Genomic DNA, 24,762 nt, shown 5'->3' with positions numbered 1-24,762 from the left:
TTAACATTATAATCATTTATTAATTATTCAAATGCTTATGTTCAGGAATCACTCTCAAAAGCGTATTTTTTTCTGTATATAGTGATGAAATAATGCAGCGCCAGCATGGACTGCAATCAGAAGTAACAGATATTGGCGAGTTGACTCCCCCCAAGGCCAGAGGTATTTATGATAACAATGGCCTTAATTTGGTTTGAGAAAAACGCTTCGCCTGCTGTATGCAATCATTCTTTTGATGAAAATTTGTACGGGAATACGTGCAGGGCATTGGCTGCAATGGGGTAAACACCAAGGCCTTCTGTTCGAGCTTTAATTTCCTCGAATGAGAGTGAAGGGGAAGGTTCTCGTCCTCCCCACAGATTAATACCTTCAGGAACATCGTCCCGACTGTACTCCTCGGCGATCTCAATAGTTCCGCCGCTATTCAATTCGATCACGACGCTTTTTCCGTCAACAGGAATGAGATTCCCTTCATTGTCAGTGATAAAGATTTTCATTTGCTTACCTCTTATTAGTACATTTATATGATAGCAAAATCGGAAGGAGGGATGTCATTATTGTTATGATCTTTCTTGGGCTAATTTTATATAAAAATCAATTCCTTATGTTGTGGCTTTGGAAGTGTGACTGGGCGCATGGCGACTTTTGATTCTATCTACCATGCTCTGTAGAGATAAATTAGAACACGTCAATGCTCATCGCAACGACTGATCAGTTTTCGCCACGGGACATGAGAATGCGCAAAGTACTTTTACCGGTAACCGCTGCGGTGTGTCTTTTTTTGATAGGTGTTTTTATTCTTAATATGCAGCTTTGGTATTCCTCTTCGACAGAAACCCTTGGAGGAGCCAGATATGCCGCCAAAAATATGGATAACATACTGGATGAAGCTTTCCAGGCAACTCGAACCGCTATGCACATCGCCGAAAAAAAATGCGATCTGGAGGGTCAATACCAACTTGGAACTGAAGCTGCACTTCGCCCTCATTTGCGAACGCTGATCATTATCCGACAGGGGAAGCTATGGTGTACGTCACTGCCAGGTAATCGGATCTTGCTTAAGCAAATTCCGGTGATTGCTGATACAAATTTGCTGCTTACTCCCGCAAGAAATACGGAAAATGAGATACCCGTTCTGCTGTATCAAACTCGTTTTCAAACCAACCACATCATTGTCACCATTAGCGGGGTGCATATCCGTGGAGCATTGAATGTTCCGTTAAAGGGGGTGACATATTCACTACTCGTAGGTGACGAAGTGCTTGGTTTATTGGGCGATGTGGAAACCGTTACAGCAAGCTCACAGATGTCTGGTCAGGTGAATTCCGCAAAGTATCCGTTCAGCATTATTTATAATGAACCGCCATTGTTTAGTGCAAAAAGGCTGGTTACACAAGGTTCAGGGATTCTGGTTTTTATCCTGTTAATATCTTTCGCAGCCGCTTATGCCATTGATAAATATCTAAATAAGAACGATATCCCAGAAGAAACGTTGCGCAGAGCGATAGTAAAAGGAGAGATCGTGCCTTTTTATCAACCTATCGTAAATGGTCGTGAAGGGACGTTACGCGGTGTTGAAGTACTGGCCCGATGGAAACATCCAAAAGCCGGATATATCTCTCCTGCCTCCTTCATTCCCGTCGCCGAAAAATCAGGCCTGATAGTGCCACTAACTCAAAGTCTGATGAGGCAGGTTGCGGCGAATATGAACGCCATTGCCAGCAAACTGCCATCTGGATTCCATGTTGGTATTAACTTCAGCGCATCCCATATCACTTCCCCTACATTTGTTGAAGAGTGTCTGAAATTCAAAGATAGCTTCAGCCGCCATGATCTCAACCTGGTGATTGAAGTTACTGAGCGTGAGCCATTACATGTAGATGAAGAACTTGTGCAGAGGCTCAATATCCTGCATGAAAATGGCTTTGTGATTGCGCTTGATGATTTTGGTACGGGCTATTCTGGGCTTTCTTATTTGCATGACCTGCACATTGATTACATTAAAATCGATCAGAGCTTGGTGGGAAGGGTTAATGAGCTTCCCGATTCAACCCGAATTTTGGATTGTGTTCTCGACCTGGCGCGCAAGCTGTCTTTAAGCATCGTTGCAGAAGGAGTTGAAACGAAGGCTCAGCTCGATTATCTCAACAAAAACAACATTGTTTTCCTGCAAGGGTACTATTTCTATAAACCAGTAACCTTCACTGAGTTCGTCATGATTCTGCTGGCAAAGCCTAAAGTGAAGGTTTTTGTCGAATAAGTACAGGATAACCTTATTGATGAAAAGGGGGGATGAAATCTGCTTCGGGAGTAAAAATCCGATGATTATCTTTATCGTGAGACAAATCTCAGATTCTGTTATTTAAAATCTATACCCTTATCGATGTGGTGGTTATTTGTGTTTTCATATACAGCAACTGGATAATGGCATGGCAGATATAACATTCGCGATGGAGCGTGATTCAAGTCACAGTGCAGCGAAAAAAGAGTTGGATGTGCGAAACAATACGAAGTACACAAACCGCAACCAGCTTGCGATTGCCGCAGTACTGTTTTTAGGTGGTGTCGTCGGGGTTATTGTTTTGGCATTGTATCTCATGGCGCAAGAAGGGGTGTTTCTGTATTAATTGTTTAAATATTCTTACCGTTGGTGTATTGCTAGTAGGAGGTGGAACAAGCTACTTCTTCTGTATTGATGAATGGAATAACATCGTAGGGAATAGCTGTTTGTGGAGAAAGATTGTAGATCTTACCGTCATAGTGGCTACTTACATAAGAAAATGACCTTAATATAAAGCTAAGATCAGTGGGTAGAGTCGTGGGTTGAGCGTTAACTTCATTGTAAAACCGTTTACAGCCACCTTTCAAATCTAAACCTGAAAAAATTATTCTTTCAAATTTTAGACTAATGGCTATTTGTAACGCGCTAAATGCGACCGTAGCACTACCAAAATGACCATGTGTTACATCAGTTGAAAATGCAATTGTTTTCACTTTTCTGAATGCAGAGCATTTAATTCGAAGATTCCTGTTAGTCATTGTTTTTATTTTATAGCGAATCTTTCTACCGATACCACCTCTGGATTTGCAAATGTCCTTTAACAGAAAACATGTGTTGAGCAAGTTCCCTGCCTCTGTTGAATCAGCTCTTTTAATAACATCTTCACTAATAAAGGTATGCTGGGCATAGGTGCTATATTTATAAAATAATTCTTTGTTGTTTTCATAAAAAGAACCGTCACAAACAACATAGATAAATACAGGGACATTGTTGTTAATTAAATAGCCTGCGCTACCATTTACGCAAATGCAGTTTTTACTACGCATTATCTCAAGGGGCGTATCTAATGATGAAGGTCCAGACAAGTAAATAATACAATCATCGGAAACTCTTTCACCCATTATTCCATTAAGTATTTCGTGTGTGATGAGCATGGCGGTTACCGTGGATGTTATTTTTGAAATAATAACATTGAGTATCCGTTCCAAATCAAAGAAGATGTTTCTTTTTGTTTTTCAAACTTGAAGAATTGATTATGTGAATGTATTTTTATTATTATTTTGATAAATTTTTTTTGAGAGTAAGGTCTGGTAACTCAGAAAAATATGATGATATTGGCTTTTGTTTTTCGATTTTTAAAATCCAGGCATTTGTTGTGTGAATAAATCTGATTCTGGTGTTCTTGCCTGGTAAGAATTTAACATGAAAATTAGTTACTTTTAGTTACAGGTGGCTGAGAGTGTTTTAATCATATCCTTATAAAGAGTGCGATTTTATAACATCATCCGCCTGTTATTTGATGTAACATAATTCCTGACGGGCTATCAATTCCAGTCCGTCAGGAAGGGAAAACAACATTAGAACTGATAGTTTAACGATACCCAGTAGTTACGACCCGGGTTTACGTATCCGGTGGTGGATTGTGCAGTCTGATAATAATCACCTGCGTAGGTGCTATTACGGCCCACCTGGTAAAGTTTAACCTCGCTAAAGTCTTTATCCAGCACGTTATTAACTGCCGTATTAAGTGTCAGATCTTTGGTCAGTTTGTAAGACATTCCCATGTCCAGGACGGTCCAGGCTTTTAAATTAGCGCCTTTATCGTCATAGACGGCTTTTTGTACTGCGCTGAGATTGTCGTAATTTTCCGTGAAGCGTGGGGCCTTACCGCGATAACGTGCGCTCAGCCAGGCGTTCATATCTTCCGTTGCCTGCCAGTTCAGACGGGCGTTAGCCATATGCTTTGGTGTATAGCTTAACGGCGCGCCTTTATTGTCACCATCTTTTTGCTTGCTCTGAGTGTAGGTGTAGTTGAGAGATAAGGTCAGCACATCCGACCATAGAGGGAAGGTGCTGGCAAATTCAACGCCATCGGTCCTCGCCTTGCCGCTGTTGGTATAACTGTTGGTATTATCATCGATAGAATACGAGACAATTTTATTTTTGTATTCAGTATAGAAGCCGGTAATGTTGGCGTTAAGCCCGGCGTTGTTCTCGTAATACAGCCCGGTTTCGTAGCTGATGCTTTCCTCAGGTTTGAGGTCCGGGTTCCCGACCGTATTCACCGTTCCTTGTGCGGTTACGCCGCTGATCCCGTTATGCAACTGGCTCAGTGATGGTGCTTTATAACCTGTCGTTACGCCGCCTTTGAGCGTCCATTCGTCGGAAACATCCCAGACCATATAGGCTCGTGGGCTGAGATGACCGCCAAAGACATCGTTATGCTCATAGCGTGTTCCTGCGGTTAAGGCCAGCGAATCGAGAATATGCCATTCATCTTCCGCATAGGCTGCCCACGTTTTTTGGTGGAACGTCTCGCCGGTATTGGCCAGCACCACACCATCTTTCATTCGTGCATCCCAGTATTCCCCGCCAAGGGTTAAGAGGTGCGAATCACCTAATGGTGTCAGTAGCACTGAGTCTAGTATGACGTTGGTGTTCTTCAGTTCACGCGCGTCACCGGCCCGACCTGCGTTCTCTGGTGTGAGTGCGGAGGAGACCAGTTGTCGGCCTTTGTTCTCGGTCTCATTCCAGCCGAGGGAGGATTTCCAGGTGCCAAACGTTAAGGCTGTATCGTGGCCGAGGGTCACTTTGTTACGCTCATAGCGCAGCGTTTTATCATAACCTCCCGTCAGGTTACCCAACTGACCGTCATCGTTGTCATAACGCTGTCTGGCGGAGTCGAGATCCAGCCACAGCGTATTGCTTTCGTTGGCTTTCCAGTCGAATCGCGTGCCAATATTGTAGTTTTCCGACTCGGTTGGATAAGGTACGCGGGTGGAAGAGGTATCGCTCAGCGAAGTGACGCTGGAACCCTGACGCTGGGTTGTGCTCCCCCGAACCTGCATATCCAGTACGCCCGCGATTAACGGGCCGCTTGACCAGAAGTTGGCGACCGTACTGTTACCCCATTTATTACTCTCTTGCAGGTTAACGCCGGTATTGATGGAAGTGCTCCATTTATCGGTGCTTTTTTTGGTGATGATATTCACCACGCCACCGATTGCGTCGGAGCCATAAAGCGTCGACATCGGGCCGCGGATAACCTCAATATGATCGATTGCCGCCAGCGGGGGCATAAAGCTGGTATTCATGGCAGAGAAGCCGTTTGGCGTCACGTCGCTGCTGCCGTTTTGACGAATACCGTCAATCAGGATCAAGGTATAGCTGGCGGGCATGCCACGGATGCTGATCTCCAGACCGCCAGTTTTACCGGTGCTGCTTTCAACATCTACCCCTTCAACAGAACGCAGGGCTTCACCTAAGTCATTATATTTATTGGTTTGTAACTCTTGCTGCGAAATAACAGAGACGCTGGCTGCGGCATTGGTGATTTTCTTTTCGTAACCGGAAGCGGTTACCACCATGACATCTTCAGCAAATACCAGGGGGCTGGAAAATCCTAAACAGGACAGAACGACAGAGGCAACAGGTTTTAAACGCATAGTCAAACTTCCTTTGTTAAAAATCAAAGGCAGTAAGATAAGTGATCGTAATGATAATACAAATAATTATCATTACAAATTTACATAACTTGTCACTTCTGGTGTTTTTTTTGAATAAATATACATAAATTGTCATGAGTTTTAGATAAGGAAATAGCGGGGAGGGTAAATAGTCCGCATGGGTAATTATTAGATAGGGATTAATATTCTTTGAATAAATGGCGAGGGATTAATCTATATTCTGAGATTCACATCGTACTCATAACGGAGTATCAGAAAAAAGTATGATAATTTTAGAAAATCGTCATACTTTTCTGCGCCGCATCATTTTTTTCGTCATTTCTGTCCGCCATAATCCCTTCCCCAGGAGACTGCTTAACGACTGTAAATCGTTATGCAGCATAAAAATAACGTAAATCTGGATAACATAATGATCAAAGGCAAGCTGGCACTGCTTACGTGCGCATTGACTCTCGCATTAACCTCACCACTTCTCGCCGCGCAAAATGCGAGCGAAGGGCAGACGTTAAAACTGGCAATTGGACCGGAGCCAACGGAAGGTTTTGACCCGATGTTGGGCTGGAGTCATGGCAGCTATCTGCTTTTGCATGCACCATTATTAAAACAAAATGCAGATATGAGCTGGGGAAACCTGCTGACGGAAAAAGTAGAGACCAGCGCAGACGGCAAAACCTGGACGTTGACGTTAAAACCTGACCTTAAATTCTCTGATGGTTCGCCGCTAACCGCTGAAGACGTGGTGTTCACCTATAACAAAGCAGCAAAAAGCGGCGGCAAAATTGATATGGGGAACTTCACCCATGCCAGTCTGAAAGATAACCGCACGGTAGAAATTACGCTGCGTAGCCCGCAAAGTACCTTTGTGAACGTGCTGGGTTCATTAGGAATTGTTCCGCAAAAACGGTATGACGAAAAAACATTCGCTAAAAATCCGATTGGCGCGGGTCCGTATCGACTGGTGAGTTTTCAGCCGGGGCAGCAGTTGATCGTTGAGGCTAACCCTTGGTATGCCGGTAAGAAAAATGATTTCAGTAAGCTGGTGTTTGTCTTCCTTGATGAAGATAACGCTTATGCCGCAGCGCGCAGCGGCCAACTGGGACTCGTACGTATCGCGCCATCGATGGCGGTCGCTCCTCAGCAGAAAAATTTGAAACTTTGGGTACGCGACAGCGTGGAAAACCGGGGCATTGTGTTCCCGATGGTTCCTGCAGGTAAAAAAGACGCCAATGGCTATCCGATTGGGAACGATATCACTGCCGATGTTGCCATCAGGCGCGCCATCAACTACGCCATCGACCGTAAGCAGCTTGCCGATCAGGTCATGGAAGGTCATGCGATTCCGGCGTATAGCGCGGTTCAGGGTCTGCCATGGCAGGGACAATCAGTTGCGTTCAAAGATGGCGATAGCGAAAAAGCGCGAACGATTCTGGAAGAAGCCGGCTGGAAGGTGGGTAAAGACGGCGTACGTGTGAAGGACGGTAAAGAGGCTCGCTTAACGTTGTGGTACGCCAGCGGTGACAGTACACGCCGGGATTTAGCCGAAGCCGTACGTGCGATGCTGGAGCCAGTGGGTATTCAGATTTCTCTGCAATCCGGGAGCTGGGAAACTGTTGAGCGGCATATGCATGCCAACCCGACGCTGTTTGGCTGGGGAAGTCTGGATCCGATGGAGCTTTTCCATCACTACAGTAATCAGGCTGCGGGCGTGGAATACTACAATCCAGGCTATTACAGCAATCCTGTCGTTGAGCAGCATCTTAAACAGGCTATTGACGCTCCGGACTGGCAAAAAGCGTTGCCGTTCTGGCAACAAGTTGAGTGGGATGGCAAGCAAGGGGCTGGCGTGCAGGGCGATGCTGCCTGGGCATGGCTGCTGAATATTCAGCATACCTACCTGGCAAATCCGTGTATTGACTTAGGTAAAGGCGCACCGGAGATTCACGGTAGCTGGTCACTACTCAATAATCTGGACGAATGGACCTGGACCTGCCGTTGATGAAGTCTGTTGTGGGCAATTTTCTACGGCTGATAGTGTTATTAGTGCTGGTTGCGGCTGGCACTTTTGTGCTGCTCAGCTTTTCTCCGGTCGATCCGATTCGGGCTTATATCGGCAACGATCTCCTGCATGTGCCGCCGGAGCAATATGCGCGTATCGCGGCTCGCTGGGGATTGGACCAACCGCTATGGGAGCGTTTTAGTCACTGGTTTGTCCGTGTATTACAGGGCGATCTCGGCTATTCAATGTTGTTTAACGCACCGGTTGCCAGCGTGATCAAGGAACGCTTTTCTACCTCGTTTGCGCTGCTTGGTGGCGCGTGGCTGCTCTCTGGCATATTGGGAACGGCAATGGGGTTTGTCGCGGGTCGCTATCTGAATCGCTGGCCGGATAAAGCAATCTGTCGCCTCAGTTATCTGCTTTCTTCGCTGCCGACCTTCTGGATTGGCATGCTGTTGCTGGCGTTATTTGCCGTGCGCTGGCCGGTATTTCCGGTCTGCTGCGCGTGGGAGCCGGGCAACAGCGGCGATATGGCGACGCTGACTGAGCGTCTGCGCCATTTGGTGCTTCCCGTTTGCGCGCTCAGTTTGCTGGGATTGGGACAAATTACGCTTCATACACGGGAAAGCATCGCCAGCGTGATGAAAAGCGATTTTGTCCGTTTTGCGCGTTCTCAGGGAGATAAAGGCTGGTCACTGTTACGCCATCAGGTTCTGCGTCATGCAATTACGCCTGCGCTGTGTTTGCAGTTTGCCTCGCTGGGGGAGCTGTTGGGAGGCGCATTATTGGCCGAAAAAGTCTTTGCTTACCCGGGACTGGGGCAGGCCACTATTGATGCTGGATTACGTGGAGATCTGCCGTTACTGATGGGAATTGTATTGTTCAGTACCGTATTGGTGTTTATTGGTAACTCGCTGTCTACCTGGCTTGTCCGTATGTTGAACCGTGCTCTGGAACGACCTGATGCTCTATAACCCGACGCCGACGCTGATTCGTCTTTTGCTCTCATTTAGCTGCCTGTTATTCATTGCAGTGTATGGTGCCGCAATGCTGGATAACCCGTTGAGCGTTAATCTGCTTGCCCGGCATTTACCGCCTGATGCGCTGTACTGGTTTGGCACCGACAACCTTGGTCGCGACCTGTGGATCCGTTGTTTTCAGGGTGCACTAACCAGTCTGCAAATTGGTATTGGTGCGGCGTTGTGCAGCGGTTTCATTGCGTTAGTGATGGCGGCGGTTTCGCGCATACATCCGCGTCTGGATGTGCTTATGCGCCTGATTACCGATGCCATGCTGTCGATGCCGCATCTGCTGTTGCTCATTTTGATCTGTTTTACGCTGGGCGGTGGGAAAAACGGCGTGATTATGGCGGTTGCGCTGACCCACTGGCCGCGTCTGGCGCTGATCCTGCGTGCTGAAGCGCAGCGCGTGGCCCACAGTGACTACTTGACGCTGACCTGGCGTCTGGGACACGGCCATTTTTACTGCTGGCGACATCACTATCTACCCGCCTTATTACCTCAATGGCTAACGGGAACACTACTGATGTTTCCCCACGCGGTGTTGCACAGTGCGGCGTTAAGCTTCCTCGGTTTTGGGCTGGCACCGCATGAACCGTCACTGGGACTGCTGCTGGCGGATGCGCTGAGATTTATCAGTCATGGCGATTGGTGGTTGGTGCTGTTTCCGGGACTGATGTTGTTCAGTCTGGTGATGTTATTCGATCAGCTCGCAAGGGCGGTACATCGTTTATGGTTACGAGGTGACGCATGTTGAGTTTAAGACAGGTCTCGCTGGAGGTGGCGCGTTATCGCTGGTACGGCGCGAGAAACTGGTCTTCGCTGTTGCAGGATATCTCTTTCGACGTGGCACCGGGTCAAATGGTGGCGTTAGTGGGAGGAAGCGGGGAGGGTAAGAGCCTGCTGCTGCAATGCCTGCTCGATCTCTTACCGGAGAATTTGCGCTTCCAGGGCACTATCACGCTGGAGGGCAAAACGCTGAACAGCGATGATATTCGCCAATGTCGTGGCAATACCTTCAGCTATGTCCCGCAAGGCGTTCAGGCGCTTAACCCGCTGCTCTCGATTGAAAAGCATCTGCGCAGGGCATGCCAGCTTTCTGGCCAGCAATGGAATGCCGGAAATATTGAACGATTGCTCCAGCGTAGCCGACTGGAAAGTCGCGTATTAGATGCTTTTCCGCGCCAGCTTTCAGGCGGTATGGCGAAACGTGTCCTGGCCTGTCATGCGTCTCTGAGTCAGGCTCGCTATATTCTGGCGGATGAGATTACCGCCTGGCTTGATGCACCTCTGGCTAATCAACTCCTTGAACAGTTGCGTGAGCAATGTGAGCAAGGGGCTGGCGTTTTATGGGTAACGCATGACCTCACGCTGGCGGCCCGCCATGCGGATCGTATTGTCGCGCTGCATCAGGGAAGGGTGTCGGATAACGTCAGCCGGGAACAGCTGTTACGCGGAGAGATTAGCGAACATCTGCAACGACAATGGCGGGCGCTGCCTGAAAGAAATCAACTTTTTGGAGAGCGCGATGTTGTGCTGTCGTGATGTAACAATCCGTCAGGGAGAAAAGGTTCTGTGGCAAAATCTAACCTTCTCTCTACACCCTGGAGAACGTATTGGAATTTGTGCGCCAAGTGGGACGGGCAAAACGACGCTGGGACGCGTCCTGGCGGGCTGGCAGAAACCAACTTCGGGTGACATTCTGGTTGATGAACAACCGTTGCCGATGCACCAGTATTGCCCGGTGCAACTGGTGCCACAGCATCCGGAATTAACTTTTAACCCCCGACGCAGCACCGGTGATGCGGTTCATGATGCCTGGCGACCGGATGCTGAAATGCTTACCCGTCTTCACATCAACCCAGAGTGGTTAACTCGCCGCCCCGGACAACTTTCTGGCGGTGAACTGGCGCGAATTGCTTTACTTCGTGCGCTGGACCCGCGGACACGTTTTCTTATTGCTGATGAAATTACCGCCCAGCTCGATCCTTCCATTCAACGGGATATCTGGGCGCTGCTGCTTGAAGAATGCCAGCGTCGACCGTTGGCTATACTGATTATCAGCCATCAGCAGGCCCTGCTTGATCAGCTTTGTTCCAGCAAACTCATTGTAACGTGAAATGAGATAGAGGCTTGTAGCTGGTCTATTGATTAAATTGATACGTTATATTATAACATTTCACTCGCAAATGATTTGAGGGTGAAATTTTGGCTATTTGTATTAATAAACTGACAATTGCTCTGGGGATGCTTTTAGTCAGTGGTTCAGTTATGGCGCACGGTCATCATTCCCATGGTGCGCCGATGAGCGAAGCAGAACAAAAGGCGTCGGAAGGGGTTTTTGATGATAACCAGGTGCAAAATAGGGCGCTGACCGACTGGGATGGCATGTGGCAATCTGTCTATCCGTATCTGGTCAGCGGAGAGCTTGATCCGGTCTTCAAAAAGAAAGCGGAGAAAGACAAAAGCAAAACGGCAGAACAAATTAAAGATTACTACCGTAAAGGTTATGCAACCAACGTAGACACCATCGGCATCGAAAATGACGTAATGGAATTTCACACCGGTAATCAGGTTGCATCATGTAAATACGACTACGCCGGTTATAAAATTCTGCACTATAAGTCAGGCAAGAAAGGTGTACGTTATCTGTTTGAGTGTAAAGACGCTAACAGCAAAGCACCTAAATACGTGCAATTCAGCGATCATATTATCGCGCCGCGTAAATCGAGCCACTTCCATATCTTTATGGGAAATACCTCGCAGGCAGCTTTGCTTGACGAGATGAAAAACTGGCCTACCTACTACCCTTACCAGTTGAAGGGAGAAGAGGTTGTGGATGAGATGCTGTACCATTAATCCGGGCTAACCTTATCTGTACACACCCGTCACCAGTGGCGGGTTTTTTAATTCATAACCTTCTCTTTCCATCACCCGATGCATTCGTTAGCATATTGTCTCGCAGCAAGTGCATGTGTTTTTTCAGGAAGAGGTTAACGTGTTCGCAGAGTATGGAGTTCTGAATTACTGGACGTATCTGGTGGGGGCTATTTTTATCGTGCTGGTACCGGGGCCAAATACGATATTTGTGTTGAAGAACAGCGTTGGTCGGGGAGTGAAGGGCGGTTATCTCGCCGCAAGCGGTGTGTTTATCGGTGATGCCGTGTTAATGTTTTTGGCCTATGCCGGAGTTGCCGCATTGATCAAAACAACGCCCGTTTTGTTCAACATCGTTCGCTATCTTGGCGCGTTTTATCTGCTGTACCTCGGTGCGAAGATCCTGTATGCAACACTGAAATCGAAAGCAAGCGATGCCGCGCCTGAAGAAGTCCCGTTTGGCGCTATTTTTAAACGTGCGTTAATTCTGAGCCTGACGAATCCTAAAGCTATTTTGTTTTATGTTTCGTTCTTCGTGCAGTTTATTGATGTCAATGCGCCGCACTCAGGGCTGTCATTCTTTATTTTGGCTATTACGCTTGAGATAGTGAGCTTTTTCTACCTGAGCTTTCTTATTTTCTCCGGCGCGTTCGTGACGCAGTATATCCGTACGAAGAAAAAGCTGGCCAAAGTGGGTAATTCCCTTATTGGTCTGATTTTTGTTGGTTTTGCCGCTCGTCTGGCCACGCTTCAGTCGTGACGCCATTGGCCCGTTGGTTACGGCGGGCCTTCAATATTACACCCTGCAATTCATTTATAATTGTATTGTTATAACCAATAAATGGTATTTCAAATGAATATTATGAGGCGTACCCTGTGTACAGCAGCGGTTCAGTAAGAACTCGCTGGTTGTCGACTGGAAAAGGGAAGAAAAATGCTTCAAATTCCACAGAACCATATCCATACACGCTCTACTCCATTCTGGAACAAAGAAACGGCACCTGCCGGAATTTTCGAACGCCACCTTGATAAAGGAACCCGTGCCGGGGTTTATCCTCGACTTTCGGTTATGCAGGGGGCGGTCAAATATCTCGGATACGCAGATGAACATAGCCCGGAGCCCGTAGAGGTGATGGTTATTGAAGCCGGTCAGTTTGGTGTTTTTCCACCGGAAAAATGGCATAACATCGAAGTGATGACCGACGACACTTACTTTAATATCGATTTTTTCGTTGCCCCGGAAGTTCTGATGGAGAGCGCGAATCAACGAAAAGTCGTGCGTACCGGCAAGGAGTAAATCATGGGCAAAGCAACCTATACCGTAACAGTGACCAATAACAGCAATGGCGTGTCAGTCGATTATGAAACTGAAGCGCCGATGACGTTACTGGTGCCGGATGTGGCAGCAGAAGTTGTTAAAGATCTGGTCAATACCGTACGTTCATACGATACCGAGAATGAGCATGAAGTGTGCGGATGGTAGGCGTTAATTACTCCTACTGATTGAATGCGCTGAATTTTAATCTAATAACCGCACTGCGTTTTGACGACGCCGCGCGGTTTTTTTATCCGTGTTAAACCTGGAAATATCCGGAAAAAGATTTCTTAAGAATACCTTAAGAAATCCGCATTGATTGCTAATGTTGGATCATTCACAGGGGTTATGATCGTGAAACAGTCACAATACAGAACCTCGCTTATGAAACTGAATACCCGACTAACATTACCCACTTTCATTCTTGGACTGATCATCGTAACGATCCCGTTCACTGCGAACTGGAATCTACCTTTGCTCAACGGTACTGTCGTCAGATGGATTGAGAATGGTCAGGCGTTATGGCTGCTGTTTGGAGCGCTTTTTACTCTCAGCTACATCCGGCCTTTATCACGTCCTGAAGGCGAGAAACAATTTTGGCTTTGGGCGGCTGTGTGGTGGTTGGTGTTGCTGGGTCGCAGTACCAGTTGGGGCCGTGATTATTTCCCGGAGCACCCTAAACTTCTGTTCAGAGTTATCTCAGTGGTATTGATTGCAATGATTATTCTGCCTGTCCTGATATCAAAACGCTTACGCCAGGATATTGCCCGTCGCTTACGCAATGAACCGCTGCCGCTATGGCTGTTAGCGATCACCACCTGTGCATTTTTGATCTCCGATACGGTAGAGCATCATCGTCTGCTGGCCCCTGTCTTTTTGCACAACGCGCAGTACGGCGATCTCATTGAAGAGCTGTATGAACTCCCGTTTATGGTAGGATTGTTCCTGATGAACCTCGGTTTTATGCAGCGGGATAAGCAGGAAGAATCTGCTGCTATTCGCTTTAGTGAACCACAGCTGGCGAAGTAACGAGAAAATACCTGAGTCTGGATGACCAGACTCAGGCGGTTAGCGAGGTGACTTACGCAATGGCCTCGCACAAGCGTAATTTCATGTCGCTATACGTCTGTGCGGCATACTTTTCAGCCCATCCCTGATCGCTAATGTGCTCAATACTTACGGCGCAATATTTGGTTTCCGGCGTTTTCGAAATAGGATCGAGGTTATCCTGGGTTAACTCGTTACACGCACCAATCCACCATTGATAGGTCATATACACTGTTCCGGTATTGATACGCTCGGATACATCCGCGCGGCTGATGACCTTACCACGACGCGAGCTGACCCATACCAGGTCACGATGACGAATACCCAGTTTTTCTGCATCATGAGTATTGATTTGCACATACCCAGGCTCATCTGCCAGGGCTTGCAGCGCTGCGCAGTTACCGGTCATTGAACGACAGGAGTAGTGCCCAACTTCACGCACGGTACACAGGACCAGCGGATACTTTTCATCAGGAACTTCTGCGGGCGCTCGCCATTGTGCGGCAAACAGTTTGCCTTTGCCATTGGCGGTATCAAACTGGCTGTTCGCGTAAAGGTAAGGTGTGCCGGGGTGATCGAGCTCCGGACATGGCCACTGAACATGCCCCATTTCACCCATTTTCTCATAGGTTACGCCGTAGAACAGCGGGCACAGCTCGCGCATCTCATCCCAGATTTGCTGGTTACTTTGATACCGCATGGGATAGCCCATTTCACTGGCCAGCAGGCTGATGATCTCCCAGTCACGCTTGACATCACCTGAGGGTTCAATCGCTTTTTCAAAACGCTGGAATCCACGATCGGCGCAGGTAAAGACGCCGCCGTGTTCGCCCCAGGAGGTGGCCGGCAGGAGGACGTCGGCCATTTCCGCTGTCTTGGTCATGAAGATATCCTGCACGACAATAAAATCGAGCGCGTTAAACCCTTCGCGGACCAGACCTAAATCGGCCTCGGTTTGCAACGGATCCTCCCCCATGATGTAGTAGGCTTTAATTTTGCCTTCAATAGCCAGATGCGGAACTTCGGTGATGCGCGTCCCAACCTTGTCATCCATCTGATTGACGTCAATGCCCCAGGCGTTGGCGAATTTCTCCCTGACGGTGAAATCGGTCACGTCCTGATACCCAGGGAACTGGTTAGGCAGTACCCCCATATCGCACGCGCCTTGCACGTTATTCTGCCCACGCACCGGCCCAACGCCGACGTTAGGACGTCCCAGATTGCCGGTCAGCAACGCCAGGCTCGACAAACCACGAACCACGTCAACGGCCTGGCCAAACTGGGTGACGCCCATTCCCCACATCACGGTTGCCGATGGCGCTGCGGCAAATGTACGCATCGCCTGACGAACCTGCTGCGCGGGAACACCCGTTAAATGTTCAACGGCTTCAGGCGCATAGTCCTTCACGGTTTCCCAGTATGTTTCCAGTCCTTCCGCATGCTTTTGTACATACTCGCGATCGTAGAGTTGCTCTTCGATGAGGACATGGCCAAAGGCGTTAACCAGTGCCATATTACAACCGTTTTTTAACTGCAAATGTTGGTCAGCTATACGAGCAGTTTCAATACGACGTGGGTCGCAGACAATGATTTTTGCGCCGTTCTGGCGAGCTTTAATTACCCGGCGAGCCACGATCGGGTGCGAGTCGGCGCAGTTATAGCCAAAGATCAGCAGGCATTTTGAGTTTTCAATGTCGCTGATGGAATTGCTCATGGCGCCATTGCCTAATGTTTCCTGTAACCCGGCAACGGAAGGGCCGTGACAGACACGGGCGCAGCAATCGACATTATTGGTATGGAGAACGCCACGTGCGAATTTTTGCATCACGTAGTTGGTTTCATTCCCTGTTCCACGTGAAGACCCGGTGGTCATAATGGCGCGGGGGCCATAGGTATTTTTGATTTCAGATAAGCGTTTTGCGGTGTAACGAATGGCTTCATCCCAGCTAACGGGAGTGAATTTTCCACCTTTTTCATAACGGATCATCGGGCGAGTCAGACGGGGAGTCAGAAGGCGAGTGTCGTTAAGAAAATCCCAACCATAGTAGCCTTTCAGGCATAACTGATTTTGGTTCGTTACACCCTCTGCGGCCTCGGCGCGGATGATTTTGTTATTCTCAACAACAAGCTTGAGCTTGCACCCGGCCCCACAGTATGGGCATACACTGGTGATTTTTTTCATCAATAACAGACCTGTTAAATGCTGAAATAGCGCGAATTGTAAACGGAGCCGCGCGATACGCATCGCGGACTACGATTTGTCATAGTGACCGGCTGTTTAAGCATAAATCGTGCCAGAAGTGAAAACCCAGTAATTGCAGGGACTGAGGGCGAATGAGTAACGCAGAATGACTGACGATTCGACATTAATGACGAGCTACGTCAGGGAAAATGTCGCCATCGAATGGTTTAACCTTATGAAAGATCAGAAAAAGATGAAAATAGCAGGTGATACCGATCACAAATTTTAATTTTTCAGCGCTATGCTATGCTTTTATACAACGAGCGAATCGTTAACTTAAAAACATAAGTGAGGGATATTATGGGCATTATTTCATGGGTGATTTTCGGTCTTATCGCTGGGATTTTGGCAAAATGGATTATGCCGGGTAAAGATGGCGGCGGATTCTTTATGACCATCATCTTAGGGGTTGTCGGTGCGGTAGTAGGTGGCTGGATCAGTACCTTCTTTGGTTTTGGTAAAGTTGATGGTTTCAACTTTGGCAGTTTTGTCGTAGCGGTTATCGGTGCGATTGTGGTGCTGTTTATCTATAGAAAAGTCAAAAGTTAAGTAAACATGAAGACAATAGAGGCCACTGATAAGTGGCCTTTTTCTTTGGTTACCACCACCCCAGTTCCGTGCCCAGAACCACGATGATAGCCACGCCAATCATAATAAGCGTTGTTTTTTTCATCGTTATGCTCCAGGCGCAGCGTAACCGCCAATAAAAAACCAGGATAAGAAAACGACAGCGGAAATGAAAATAATGACAGGGAAAATAATACCGAGTCGCATACGATTATCTACCAGAGTTATTTAAAGACGAGTCAGCATAGCAGGGGTTAATGTACGACAAAAGCGGTTTTATCCTGACGCTTTTTATCCTTGTACATTGCGCTGTCTGCGAGATGAAGCGCACAGTTTACATCAGTCTCCAGCGGATCAATTTCCACCACGCCCAGACTGGCACCAGGATAAAACAGATGAATATCGCCCAGGTGATAGTCGCCGCAAATTTGCTGCTGCAACTGATGTTTCACCTGCTGCAGACGAACACGTTGCTCCCTGTCATCTTCCGGCGACAGGCGAGCGACTAAAAATTCGTCACCGCCCAGTCGACCGAGAATGTCATTATCACTACATTTACGCAGCAGGCGGTGGCCAATCTGTATCAGGAACTGGTCGCCAACCTCGTGACCAAAGCGGTCATTGATCAATTTGAAATCATCCAAATCGATATAGGCGACAACTATCTTCTGCCTGAGGTGGCGGGCGAGCGAAAAAAGGGTCTCTACATTTTCAAAAATTGCGCGCCGATTCGGTAATCCGGTCAGGGCATCGGTGTAGGAGTGAGCAATCAGCGCAGCGTTCGCTTCACGTAACTGAGCAACCAGCGACTCTTTTTGAATAGACTGGGCGATTAGTCCGGCAAACAGATGCAACACCTGTTCACCACGTTCGCTTAACGCATGCTGGCGGCGACTGGTGGCGCAGAGCGTTCCGTAAAACGTTCCGTCCGGAAGATGAACGGGAGTACTCAGAAAAGTGGTGATGTCCAGTGCGCGAGCGGCGGTACATTCCGGCCATCGTGCGGGCACGTTGTCGCTGTACAGACAGTTTTCCTCAATAGCGCGTTTGCACAGCGTTTCATCCCACGGTACGGACAGCCCTTCGGGGATCTGCATTTGGCAGCTATTACGCGCATACAGAATATGCTGCAGACGGGCATCCAGATCGACCTTGGTCAAGTATGTAGATTCCATCTCAGTCACTACTTCCAGCATTTCCAGAAGTTGGCGTACCAGACTCTCAACTGACTGCTCCGTGGCTAAGGATTGCGAGACTCTGGCAAGGATCATGTCCGACATGAGGTGTAAATACTCCTGAGTGATGACAAGGCTGGCGTGGGCGCATGATAGAACATCAGGGAGCAAGATGAAACACGTGTTTCTGGCTGAAATGTAATCATAAAATTGAAATTAGAACGTAAAACATGGAGATAGAAGGGAAGTCGGGGTAACCTGCCGGAATAATGCTTTTAAACAGGAGTAGAGATGAAACTTGCGTCTATTATTTTGCCCGGCTTGCTGGTGCTGGCGGGGTGTACCACGCAGCCTGATGCCCCTAAACCACCAAAAATCGGCATGGCGAATCCGGCATCGGTGTATTGCGAACAAAAGGGCGGTACGCTGGTTGCGGTGCAGACTCCGCAAGGCGTAAGGTCAGACTGCAAACTACCCGGTGGGGAAGTGATTGATGAATGGGCGCTCTGGCGTAGAGATCATCCGATAACGGGCAAGTGATACGCGGTCAGCATTGACGTAGCCACTCAGCGAGCACCAGCGCGTGGTTTTGCTGGGTATTTTTCGCCGCATACAGTAGCGTTAAGGTTTGCTGTCGGGCAATCTCTGCGAGGCGCTTTCCTTCTTGCTGCTGTTGAGCCAGTTCAGCGCGATATTGCTCAGAAAAATGCGAGAAATCAATCAACTCTGCGTGGAATGCCTTACGTAAATCAGATGACGGGGTAAGTGCTTTATTCCATTCGTTGAAAATAAGATCGCTCTTTTTCACCCCGCGAGGCCACAACCGGTCGACCAACACGCGGTAACCATCGCTTTTTTCTGCCGGGTCATACACACGTTTGCACTGAATATTCATCTCTTCATCCGCTCCATTAAGCTATCGCTATTACGGTTAAATAAGATCGTAAAACGTGACCATTATAGCATTCCGCCAGCCCTGACTCCCAATTTAAGGGATTGTGATACCAACAAAAAATCGGTAGGCTGAGGCTCCTTATAGTGTCCCTCATTGTCTGGACATAAGGAAAGTTTAATGGAAATTTCCCCGATTAAAGATACGCTTCGCATTGCGCTGGTGGGCGATTACAACCCCGATATTGTGGCGCATCAGGCTATTCCTCTTGCCATTGATGATGCCGCTGCCGTCCTGGAATTAGTGGCTGATTATGACTGGCTAACCACATCTGATATCAGCAGCAGTGAGGACCTTGTAGGTTATGATGCCATTTGGGTCGTTCCAGGCAGTCCTTATCGTCACCTGGAAGGGGCGCTGATCGCGATACGCTATGCGCGTGAAAACAGCATCCCATTCCTGGGTACCTGTGGCGGCTTTCAACATGCCATTCTGGAGTATGCCCGCAACGTGCTGGGCTGGATCGACGCTGCCCACGCGGAGACGGACACCACGGGTCGGATGGTGATAGCACCGTTGACCTGCTCGCTGGTAGAAAAAACGGATGATATTGAGCTTCGGGCCAATACGCTGATTGCCAAAGCCTACGGGCGGGATGTTATCTCGGAGGGATATCACTGCAACTACGGCGTATCGGAAGATTTTGCCGCTGAGCTGGAGCGCGGCGATCTCCGTGTGACCGGTTGGGATGAGGCTGGTGATATTCGTGCCATTGAGCTGGTGACACATCCATTTTATGTCGGCACGCTCTTTCAGCATGAACGCGGAGCGCTGGCGGGAAAACCCGTACCTCTGGTTCAGGCGATGCTGCGCGCCGCGCGCGGATAAATATTGGGCAGGTTGTCCGCGAACCTGCCCTCTGCATTATGCGCTCGCGATCTCCCGATTGCGCCCCGCGCACAAACCAAACACCGCCATCAGCATCGCTAACACGGTGACACCCGTTAATGGAATCAGCCAACTACCGTTGAGGTCGTGAATTTTCCCCATCAGCGGTGGCCCGCAGGCGGCCAGTAAATATCCGACAGACTGTGCCATGCCGGAGAGAGCAGCAGCCTGATGCGCTGAGCTTGCGCGCAGGCCAATAAAGGTTAAGCCAAGGATCATCGTCGCGCCTGAGCCAAAGCCAAACAGGATGGTCCATAGCAATGCCTGGTCGGGCATTATGGCGAATCCCGCCGCGCCGACGGCGCACATTAACGAAACCAGAGCGGCGATGGCGCGCTGATCCTTAAATCTGTTCAGGACGAGAGGGATCAATATTCCCGGCGCGGCAGTCGCCAGCTGCAGTAAACCATGCAACGAACCGGCCTGAGATTCGCTGTAGCCATGGCTAATTAAAATGGCGGGTAGCCAGCCGATGATGACGTAATAGACAAGAGAGTTGATCCCCAGAAACAGCGTTACTTGCCAGGCGAGGCCAGAGCGCCAGATCGCGCGGGAATGCAAGGCGCGCGAGTTACTCAGGCTGGCATGAGCGGTCTGGCGGCATTGGGGCAACCAGATAATCAGCGCCAGCAGCGGGAAGGCCATCAGCACCATCAACGCACCGCGCCAGCCAAAACCATTTAGTGCCAACGGAACCACAATTGCCGAGCCCAGTGCCGCCGCCGCGCCCATGGTCAGCGAGTATGCGCCAGTGAGTTTCGCCACATGCTGGGAAAAATCACGCTTAATCAATCCGGGTAACAGCACATTTCCCAACGCGATTCCACAACCAATGATGGCGGTACCGCTAAACAGGAACCCTGACGAAGGCAGCGAACGAATCGCAATACCTACGCAAATCAACAGCATCGCGGCAAACAGGCTACGTTCGATGCCCCAGCGGCGCGCAACGGCGGCAGCCAGGGGGGATACCAGCGCGAAGGCCAGCAGCGGCAGGGTAGTCAGAAGCCCAGTCTGGGCGGTACTCAAGCCGTAGTCGGCGCGAATGGCATCCAGCAACGGGGCTGCGCCGGTAAAGGTGACGCGCAGTGTGGTGGCAATCATCAGGATCCCCGCGATCAGCAACGCTGCGTTTTTGCCACGGGAGGAAGGTGTAGTAATCATTTTTTTCTCATATCGTCAGGCGAGGCGATACTTTAGCGTTTTTACACTATGGATGAATCAAGCTAAAATGACAGATTATCGCTGAAATAGGACATTCTTATGTTGGGGCTGAGACTGGATGGATATGAGCCCGATTTGCACCACGATGCGGCGGTCGCATTTTGTATTCAGGCTCGGGAAGATGAACTTTTCAGTCCGCTGCATCAGCACCGTAAGGGGCAGTTGATCCTGGCGCTGCATGGCGCGATCACCTGTGAAGTTGAAAACGCTATGTGGATGGTGCCTCCGCAATATGCGGTGTGGATCCCTGGCGAAATTCCACACAGCAACCACGTTACCGTGGGCGCGCAATTGTGTTTTCTATTTATTGAGCCGCAGGCTGTCGTGATGCCTGAACGTTGCTGCACGCTGAAAATCGCCCCGTTATGTCGGGAACTCATTCTGGCGCTGGCGTCCAAATCGGATGCTCAGCGACTGGAGCCGGCAACTCAGCGGCTGACGCAAGTGTTGTTTGATGAACTCCCGCAGCAACCCCAGGAGCAGATGCAGTTACCGGTTTCCGATCACCCGAAAATTCGCAGAATGGTCGCAACGATGGCGAAAGAGCCTGCACAATGGCAGACGCTGGGACAATGGGCCAGCGTATTTGCGATGAGTGAACGTAACCTTGCTCGTCTGGTCGTCAAAGAAACGGGGTTGAGTTTTCGCCGCTGGCGTCACCAGCTCCAGCTGATTCTGGCGCTGCAGGCGTTGATCGATGGCCGCAATGTACAACAGGTCGCGCAAATGCTCGGGTACGATTCGACCACGGCATTTATCACTATGTTCAAAAAAGGCCTGGGGCAGACGCCAGGCCGTTATCTGAACGGGCTGGCTACTGCTTCCCAACAATCAACGAGACCAGGCCTGCCGCAATAAGCGGCCCCACCGGCACACCGCGAAACAGCGCCACGCCCAGTACCGTGCCCACCAGTAATCCGGCAACAAGCTGGGGCTGACTGCCCATGAGCGTAACGCCGCGTCCGCCGAGCCATGAGACAAATACCCCGACGGCAATAGCGACCAGTGATTTCCAGTTTACAAAGGAGTGGATGAGCGTGGAGGGCGGTAGCGTTCCGCTGGCGATCGGTGCCATGACGCCAATGGTCAGAATGATAATCCCGACGGTCAGGCCCTGTTTTTCAATCCAGGGGAAGAAAGTATTCAGAGGGGTAACACGGACAATGATCAGCACCAGAATTGAAACAGCGACAGTGGTGTTGTGGCTGACAAAGCCCAGAGCTGCCAGTCCGAGGAGGATCAGCAGAGTGACATCAAACATCGTAGTTTCCTTGCCAAAAGAAAAAATAAGCCTGCTTACTGTACGCGTAAATGCGTGACGGAACAGGCTTTTTTTAATGATTATGATTTTTTTTGGGCTAACGCACGATGCGACGTTTTTTACTGCTAACGCAGACCATTATTGTTCGCGGCGGAAAGGGATTAATTCAGGTTGCGCGATACGCAGGTAATCTGCGGTATCCATGATCACGGATTTTTCCAGCAACCCGGCATTAAACGCAATTTCATGAAAACGCTCAAACAATAGCGGGTCAGCGACCAGCTTGAGATTAGGATGAAAACTGAACGGTGGGATAGCGCCAAATACGCAGCCAGTCAGTTCATCTACCTCCGCCGGACTGGCAAGAGACGCTCTCAACCCGCCAATATGGCTGGCTAACCGGCTCAGGTCGGCCTGCTGATCGGCAGAGAGGATCGCCAGAACATGCTGATTGACGCCGTTGCCTTTTACTTTGCAGACCAGCGCTTTTGCTCCCTGGCCCAGTGCGGTACCACGAATTTCAGAAACTGCCTCACATTTGCCGACGGCTTCATGGCTTACCACGCGGTACGTTGCGCCTTGCTCTGACAACAGCGAAATTAAACGCTGATGCGTTGCGTTACCTTTGTTCACTTCCGTCATGACTTACTCCTGGTACAACAATGAAAATCCTGCAGAAAAATAATCACGCACCGGCGTGTTTTTTCTGTTTGTTCAGATAGAGCTGTGCATCAGATGCTTTGTAAGCATCATCAATAGTGTCGTTCGGCTGCATATTATAAACCCCGGCGGAGAAGCTGATGGATATATCATGCGCAATAATTTGTAAGTTATAGCGAATTCTCTCCAGCAGGCGGGGAGTTAAATCACTGGGGTGGTCGATGAGGATAATACAAAACTCATCGCCGCCGAGGCGGATGGCGTAGTCGCTTTTGCGAATAGAGCTTTGAATGGCTTTGGCCAGATGAGTGATAATCCGATCGCCTTCTTTATGCCCTAACGTGTCATTGATGACTTTCAGTTTATCGCAGTCGATGGCGATAAAGGTGACGAGCGTTCCCGTGTTCACCAACTGCTGCAAACGCTGCTCAAGCGCCGGCGTTAAAATTTTACGGTTGTAGAGCCCGGTCATCGCATCACTAACATTTTCCCGCGTGACGTTGTGATACAGCCGAAAATGCGTTCTGACCATATTCAGCAGTAATATCGTTGCCAGTAAATAGAATGCGAATATCTTCCAGGACGAGACAATAAAATACATAACATCGAGTGAGAGTGTGATGCGTATACCACCGGGTATGTCCTTCTCATAGTGAACATAGCGGAACAGATCGGTTTCACTTTTATGAACGAGAATCTCTTTACCGGAGCTGGTATCCGAGACCGTTACATTAAGATAGCGCCAGACGAGAGGGCGGTCGCTGGTATAGAAAATATTCTGTAAATTCTCTTTATTAATATCTACCATCACCACACCTTTTAACTTACCGGTGTAGTAGACCGGTGTTAAAAAGCTCATCACTTTTTTCTCGGTCAGGTTATCTTCATAAATACTGGAAATCACCGTGCGGCCGGTGAAAATACCATCAATATCATTTTGGTCGATTCCCAGCGTACCTTTTTGCAAAAACGACCAGTTGTGTATCGCAAATTTCCGCGAGTCGATCAAATCATAGAAATAGACGTAGTTATTTTTGAGATCGACGTAATATCGAAATTTATACTCTAACGTCCCTAATCCCTGACCGTAATCTTTCTGCTGACGATTAACATTGACCGCCCGGTCAAAAGAAGGCAGCAGAAAAATGTCATCAAGCTGTTCACTACATTTTGTTGAGGTGGTCTGCAACGTACCGTGTAATGGCAGATAGTTGTGCTTAGTAAGGTTGAGCCCATGAGTGCCGTTAACGCTGTCGAAAGCGGTGCAAAGTGCTTTTTGCTGTTCGAGAGAGGCTGGCTCCTGGGGGGACGAAAATGTGCGCATCAGATGGGCTGCGATGCTTTGATTTGTGTACTTATCATAGAGAAACGATGAGTCGGCTTTCTCATTGATATAGCGCATGTACGCATTCATTGCTTTATCGCTGGCAATGAGCTCATAAACCAAAAAAGAAGACGTCAAAACAATTACGCTGACGGAGATAAAGAGCCTGAGCGCTTTATGATGCAATTTCATAATGATTTACAGCCCTGTAAGTCTGATAATTCAGTCTATCACACGGCATACATCCG

27 protein-coding genes and 2 pseudogenes are annotated in these 24,762 nt (G+C 48.8%); 16 read left to right on the top strand and 13 right to left on the bottom strand.

All coding sequences use genetic code 11. The annotated features are described in order from the left end of the window. Window positions 1–19 precede the first annotated feature (19 nt). Both OGV85_RS24540 and OGV85_RS09370 read right to left on the bottom strand, forming a co-directional pair. Window positions 20–120 (bottom strand): annotated as a pseudogene (locus OGV85_RS24540) (cytochrome b); the annotation flags it as partial. A gap of 104 nt (window positions 121–224) precedes the next feature. After that, window positions 225–497: a hypothetical protein gene (locus tag OGV85_RS09370; RefSeq protein ID WP_032949082.1), complete on the bottom strand. Its 273-nt coding sequence runs from the start codon at window positions 495–497 to the stop codon at window positions 225–227. A gap of 239 nt (window positions 498–736) precedes the next feature. Here OGV85_RS09370 and pdeG point away from each other — a divergent pair, with 239 nt between their 5' ends. Further along, window positions 737–2,260 (top strand): cyclic di-3',5'-guanosine monophosphate phosphodiesterase PdeG, encoded by a 1,524-nt coding sequence (gene pdeG / locus OGV85_RS09365; RefSeq protein WP_286553455.1) that lies wholly within the window; start codon window positions 737–739, stop codon window positions 2,258–2,260. Window positions 2,261–2,429: 169 nt separating this feature from the next. Then, window positions 2,430–2,627 carry a hypothetical protein gene (locus OGV85_RS09360; RefSeq protein ID WP_003846684.1) on the top strand — a complete coding sequence of 66 codons (198 nt, stop codon included), beginning with the start codon at window positions 2,430–2,432 and terminating at the stop codon, window positions 2,625–2,627. A gap of 31 nt (window positions 2,628–2,658) precedes the next feature. Here the strand turns inward: OGV85_RS09360 and waaZ are convergent, their stop codons facing one another. Next, window positions 2,659–3,435: a 3-deoxy-D-manno-oct-2-ulosonate III transferase WaaZ gene (waaZ, locus tag OGV85_RS09355; protein WP_061548497.1), complete on the bottom strand. Its 777-nt coding sequence runs from the start codon at window positions 3,433–3,435 to the stop codon at window positions 2,659–2,661. A gap of 423 nt (window positions 3,436–3,858) precedes the next feature. Continuing rightward, on the bottom strand, window positions 3,859–5,946 hold the full coding sequence (locus tag OGV85_RS09350) for a TonB-dependent receptor (protein ID WP_032936136.1): 2,088 nt from the start codon (window positions 5,944–5,946) through the stop codon (window positions 3,859–3,861). 394 nt (window positions 5,947–6,340) lie between these two features. On the opposite strand from OGV85_RS09350, the gene OGV85_RS09345 reads away from it, so the two are divergent. The 10 genes from OGV85_RS09345 to OGV85_RS09300 all read left to right on the top strand — a co-directional run bounded on the left by OGV85_RS09345 (window position 6,341) and on the right by OGV85_RS09300 (window position 14,203). After that, the gene (locus OGV85_RS09345; protein ID WP_003030747.1) at window positions 6,341–7,963 is read left to right on the top strand and encodes an ABC transporter substrate-binding protein; all 1,623 of its coding nucleotides are present in this window, start codon (window positions 6,341–6,343) and stop codon (window positions 7,961–7,963) included. Beyond that, the gene (locus OGV85_RS09340) at window positions 7,963–8,937 is read left to right on the top strand and encodes an ABC transporter permease (RefSeq protein WP_044712421.1); all 975 of its coding nucleotides are present in this window, start codon (window positions 7,963–7,965) and stop codon (window positions 8,935–8,937) included. Before OGV85_RS09345 ends, OGV85_RS09340 begins: the two co-directional genes overlap by 1 nt. Next, complete coding sequence (locus OGV85_RS09335) at window positions 8,927–9,739, top strand: ABC transporter permease (protein ID WP_003030742.1); 813 nt, start codon at window positions 8,927–8,929, stop codon at window positions 9,737–9,739. The genes OGV85_RS09340 and OGV85_RS09335 overlap by 11 nt, the downstream gene beginning before the upstream one ends. Then, the gene (locus OGV85_RS09330) at window positions 9,733–10,527 is read left to right on the top strand and encodes an ATP-binding cassette domain-containing protein (RefSeq protein ID WP_044712067.1); all 795 of its coding nucleotides are present in this window, start codon (window positions 9,733–9,735) and stop codon (window positions 10,525–10,527) included. The genes OGV85_RS09335 and OGV85_RS09330 overlap by 7 nt, the downstream gene beginning before the upstream one ends. Next, on the top strand, window positions 10,511–11,101 hold the full coding sequence (locus OGV85_RS09325; RefSeq protein WP_061548496.1) for an ATP-binding cassette domain-containing protein: 591 nt from the start codon (window positions 10,511–10,513) through the stop codon (window positions 11,099–11,101). The genes OGV85_RS09330 and OGV85_RS09325 overlap by 17 nt, the downstream gene beginning before the upstream one ends. A gap of 89 nt (window positions 11,102–11,190) precedes the next feature. Continuing rightward, window positions 11,191–11,841, top strand: coding sequence for a metal-binding protein ZinT (gene zinT, locus OGV85_RS09320; protein WP_061548495.1), 651 nt, complete (start codon window positions 11,191–11,193; stop codon window positions 11,839–11,841). A gap of 139 nt (window positions 11,842–11,980) precedes the next feature. Beyond that, the gene (gene leuE, locus OGV85_RS09315; protein ID WP_016152793.1) at window positions 11,981–12,619 is read left to right on the top strand and encodes a leucine efflux protein LeuE; all 639 of its coding nucleotides are present in this window, start codon (window positions 11,981–11,983) and stop codon (window positions 12,617–12,619) included. Window positions 12,620–12,793: 174 nt separating this feature from the next. Continuing rightward, the gene (yeaR, locus tag OGV85_RS09310) at window positions 12,794–13,156 is read left to right on the top strand and encodes a DUF1971 domain-containing protein YeaR (RefSeq protein ID WP_003030735.1); all 363 of its coding nucleotides are present in this window, start codon (window positions 12,794–12,796) and stop codon (window positions 13,154–13,156) included. A 3-nt stretch (window positions 13,157–13,159) separates the two neighbouring features. Continuing rightward, window positions 13,160–13,342 carry a DUF1869 domain-containing protein gene (locus OGV85_RS09305; protein WP_003832433.1) on the top strand — a complete coding sequence of 61 codons (183 nt, stop codon included), beginning with the start codon at window positions 13,160–13,162 and terminating at the stop codon, window positions 13,340–13,342. Window positions 13,343–13,558: 216 nt separating this feature from the next. Continuing rightward, window positions 13,559–14,203, top strand: a complete 645-nt coding sequence (locus OGV85_RS09300) for a hypothetical protein (protein ID WP_048219935.1) — start codon at window positions 13,559–13,561, stop codon at window positions 14,201–14,203. A gap of 52 nt (window positions 14,204–14,255) precedes the next feature. Here OGV85_RS09300 and fdhF read toward each other — a convergent pair whose 3' ends face one another. After that, window positions 14,256–16,403 (bottom strand): formate dehydrogenase subunit alpha, encoded by a 2,148-nt coding sequence (fdhF, locus tag OGV85_RS09295; protein WP_061548499.1) that lies wholly within the window; start codon window positions 16,401–16,403, stop codon window positions 14,256–14,258. A gap of 360 nt (window positions 16,404–16,763) precedes the next feature. Between fdhF and OGV85_RS09290 the strand changes: the two genes are divergently transcribed. Next, window positions 16,764–17,012, top strand: a complete 249-nt coding sequence (locus OGV85_RS09290) for a GlsB/YeaQ/YmgE family stress response membrane protein (RefSeq protein ID WP_003030729.1) — start codon at window positions 16,764–16,766, stop codon at window positions 17,010–17,012. Window positions 17,013–17,061: 49 nt separating this feature from the next. Here OGV85_RS09290 and yoaJ read toward each other — a convergent pair whose 3' ends face one another. Genes yoaJ through OGV85_RS09275 form a run of 3 tightly spaced genes read right to left on the bottom strand, consistent with a single transcriptional unit; the run spans window position 17,062 to window position 18,310 of the window. Further along, entirely contained in the window at window positions 17,062–17,136 is a 75-nt protein-coding gene (gene yoaJ / locus OGV85_RS09285) for a protein YoaJ (protein ID WP_099530266.1), read from the bottom strand. A 2-nt stretch (window positions 17,137–17,138) separates the two neighbouring features. Then, entirely contained in the window at window positions 17,139–17,237 is a 99-nt protein-coding gene (locus OGV85_RS09280; RefSeq protein WP_032941789.1) for a YoaK family small membrane protein, read from the bottom strand. Window positions 17,238–17,284: 47 nt separating this feature from the next. Next, window positions 17,285–18,310, bottom strand: coding sequence for a sensor domain-containing diguanylate cyclase (locus OGV85_RS09275; protein ID WP_003030727.1), 1,026 nt, complete (start codon window positions 18,308–18,310; stop codon window positions 17,285–17,287). A 186-nt stretch (window positions 18,311–18,496) separates the two neighbouring features. On the opposite strand from OGV85_RS09275, the gene OGV85_RS09270 reads away from it, so the two are divergent. Then, entirely contained in the window at window positions 18,497–18,745 is a 249-nt protein-coding gene (locus tag OGV85_RS09270) for a putative hemolysin (protein WP_061548494.1), read from the top strand. A gap of 7 nt (window positions 18,746–18,752) precedes the next feature. On the opposite strand, the gene OGV85_RS09265 is transcribed toward OGV85_RS09270, so the two are convergent. Continuing rightward, the gene (locus OGV85_RS09265) at window positions 18,753–19,100 is read right to left on the bottom strand and encodes a DUF488 domain-containing protein (protein WP_003030722.1); all 348 of its coding nucleotides are present in this window, start codon (window positions 19,098–19,100) and stop codon (window positions 18,753–18,755) included. 177 nt (window positions 19,101–19,277) lie between these two features. Here OGV85_RS09265 and OGV85_RS09260 point away from each other — a divergent pair, with 177 nt between their 5' ends. Continuing rightward, window positions 19,278–19,985: a CTP synthase C-terminal region-related (seleno)protein gene (locus OGV85_RS09260; RefSeq protein WP_003846671.1), complete on the top strand. Its 708-nt coding sequence runs from the start codon at window positions 19,278–19,280 to the stop codon at window positions 19,983–19,985. A 36-nt stretch (window positions 19,986–20,021) separates the two neighbouring features. Here OGV85_RS09260 and OGV85_RS09255 read toward each other — a convergent pair whose 3' ends face one another. After that, window positions 20,022–21,209 carry a CynX/NimT family MFS transporter gene (locus tag OGV85_RS09255; protein WP_061548493.1) on the bottom strand — a complete coding sequence of 396 codons (1,188 nt, stop codon included), beginning with the start codon at window positions 21,207–21,209 and terminating at the stop codon, window positions 20,022–20,024. Between the two features lie 99 nt (window positions 21,210–21,308). Between OGV85_RS09255 and OGV85_RS09250 the strand changes: the two are divergent. Beyond that, a pseudogene (locus tag OGV85_RS09250) lies at window positions 21,309–22,101 on the top strand (AraC family transcriptional regulator); the annotation flags it as partial. On the opposite strand, the gene OGV85_RS09245 reads toward OGV85_RS09250, so the two are convergent. The 3 genes from OGV85_RS09245 to dgcJ form a co-directional block, all read right to left on the bottom strand. Next, a complete protein-coding gene (locus tag OGV85_RS09245) occupies window positions 22,084–22,530 on the bottom strand; it encodes a DUF441 domain-containing protein (protein WP_003832453.1) in 447 nt (148 codons plus the stop codon). The pseudogene OGV85_RS09250 and the gene OGV85_RS09245 sit on opposite strands and share 18 nt — an antisense overlap. A gap of 138 nt (window positions 22,531–22,668) precedes the next feature. Next, entirely contained in the window at window positions 22,669–23,172 is a 504-nt protein-coding gene (locus OGV85_RS09240; protein ID WP_003030712.1) for a YbaK/prolyl-tRNA synthetase associated domain-containing protein, read from the bottom strand. A 43-nt stretch (window positions 23,173–23,215) separates the two neighbouring features. After that, window positions 23,216–24,706: a diguanylate cyclase DgcJ gene (gene dgcJ / locus OGV85_RS09235; RefSeq protein WP_003030710.1), complete on the bottom strand. Its 1,491-nt coding sequence runs from the start codon at window positions 24,704–24,706 to the stop codon at window positions 23,216–23,218. Between the last annotated feature and the right edge of the window lie 56 nt (window positions 24,707–24,762).

The sequence above is a fragment of the Citrobacter sp. Cf132 genome (assembly GCF_030333885.1).
Classification (GTDB): domain Bacteria; phylum Pseudomonadota; class Gammaproteobacteria; order Enterobacterales; family Enterobacteriaceae; genus Citrobacter; species Citrobacter freundii.
The sequence above is the reverse complement of the archived record's forward strand: the minus strand, read 5'-3'. Positions and strand labels throughout refer to the sequence as shown.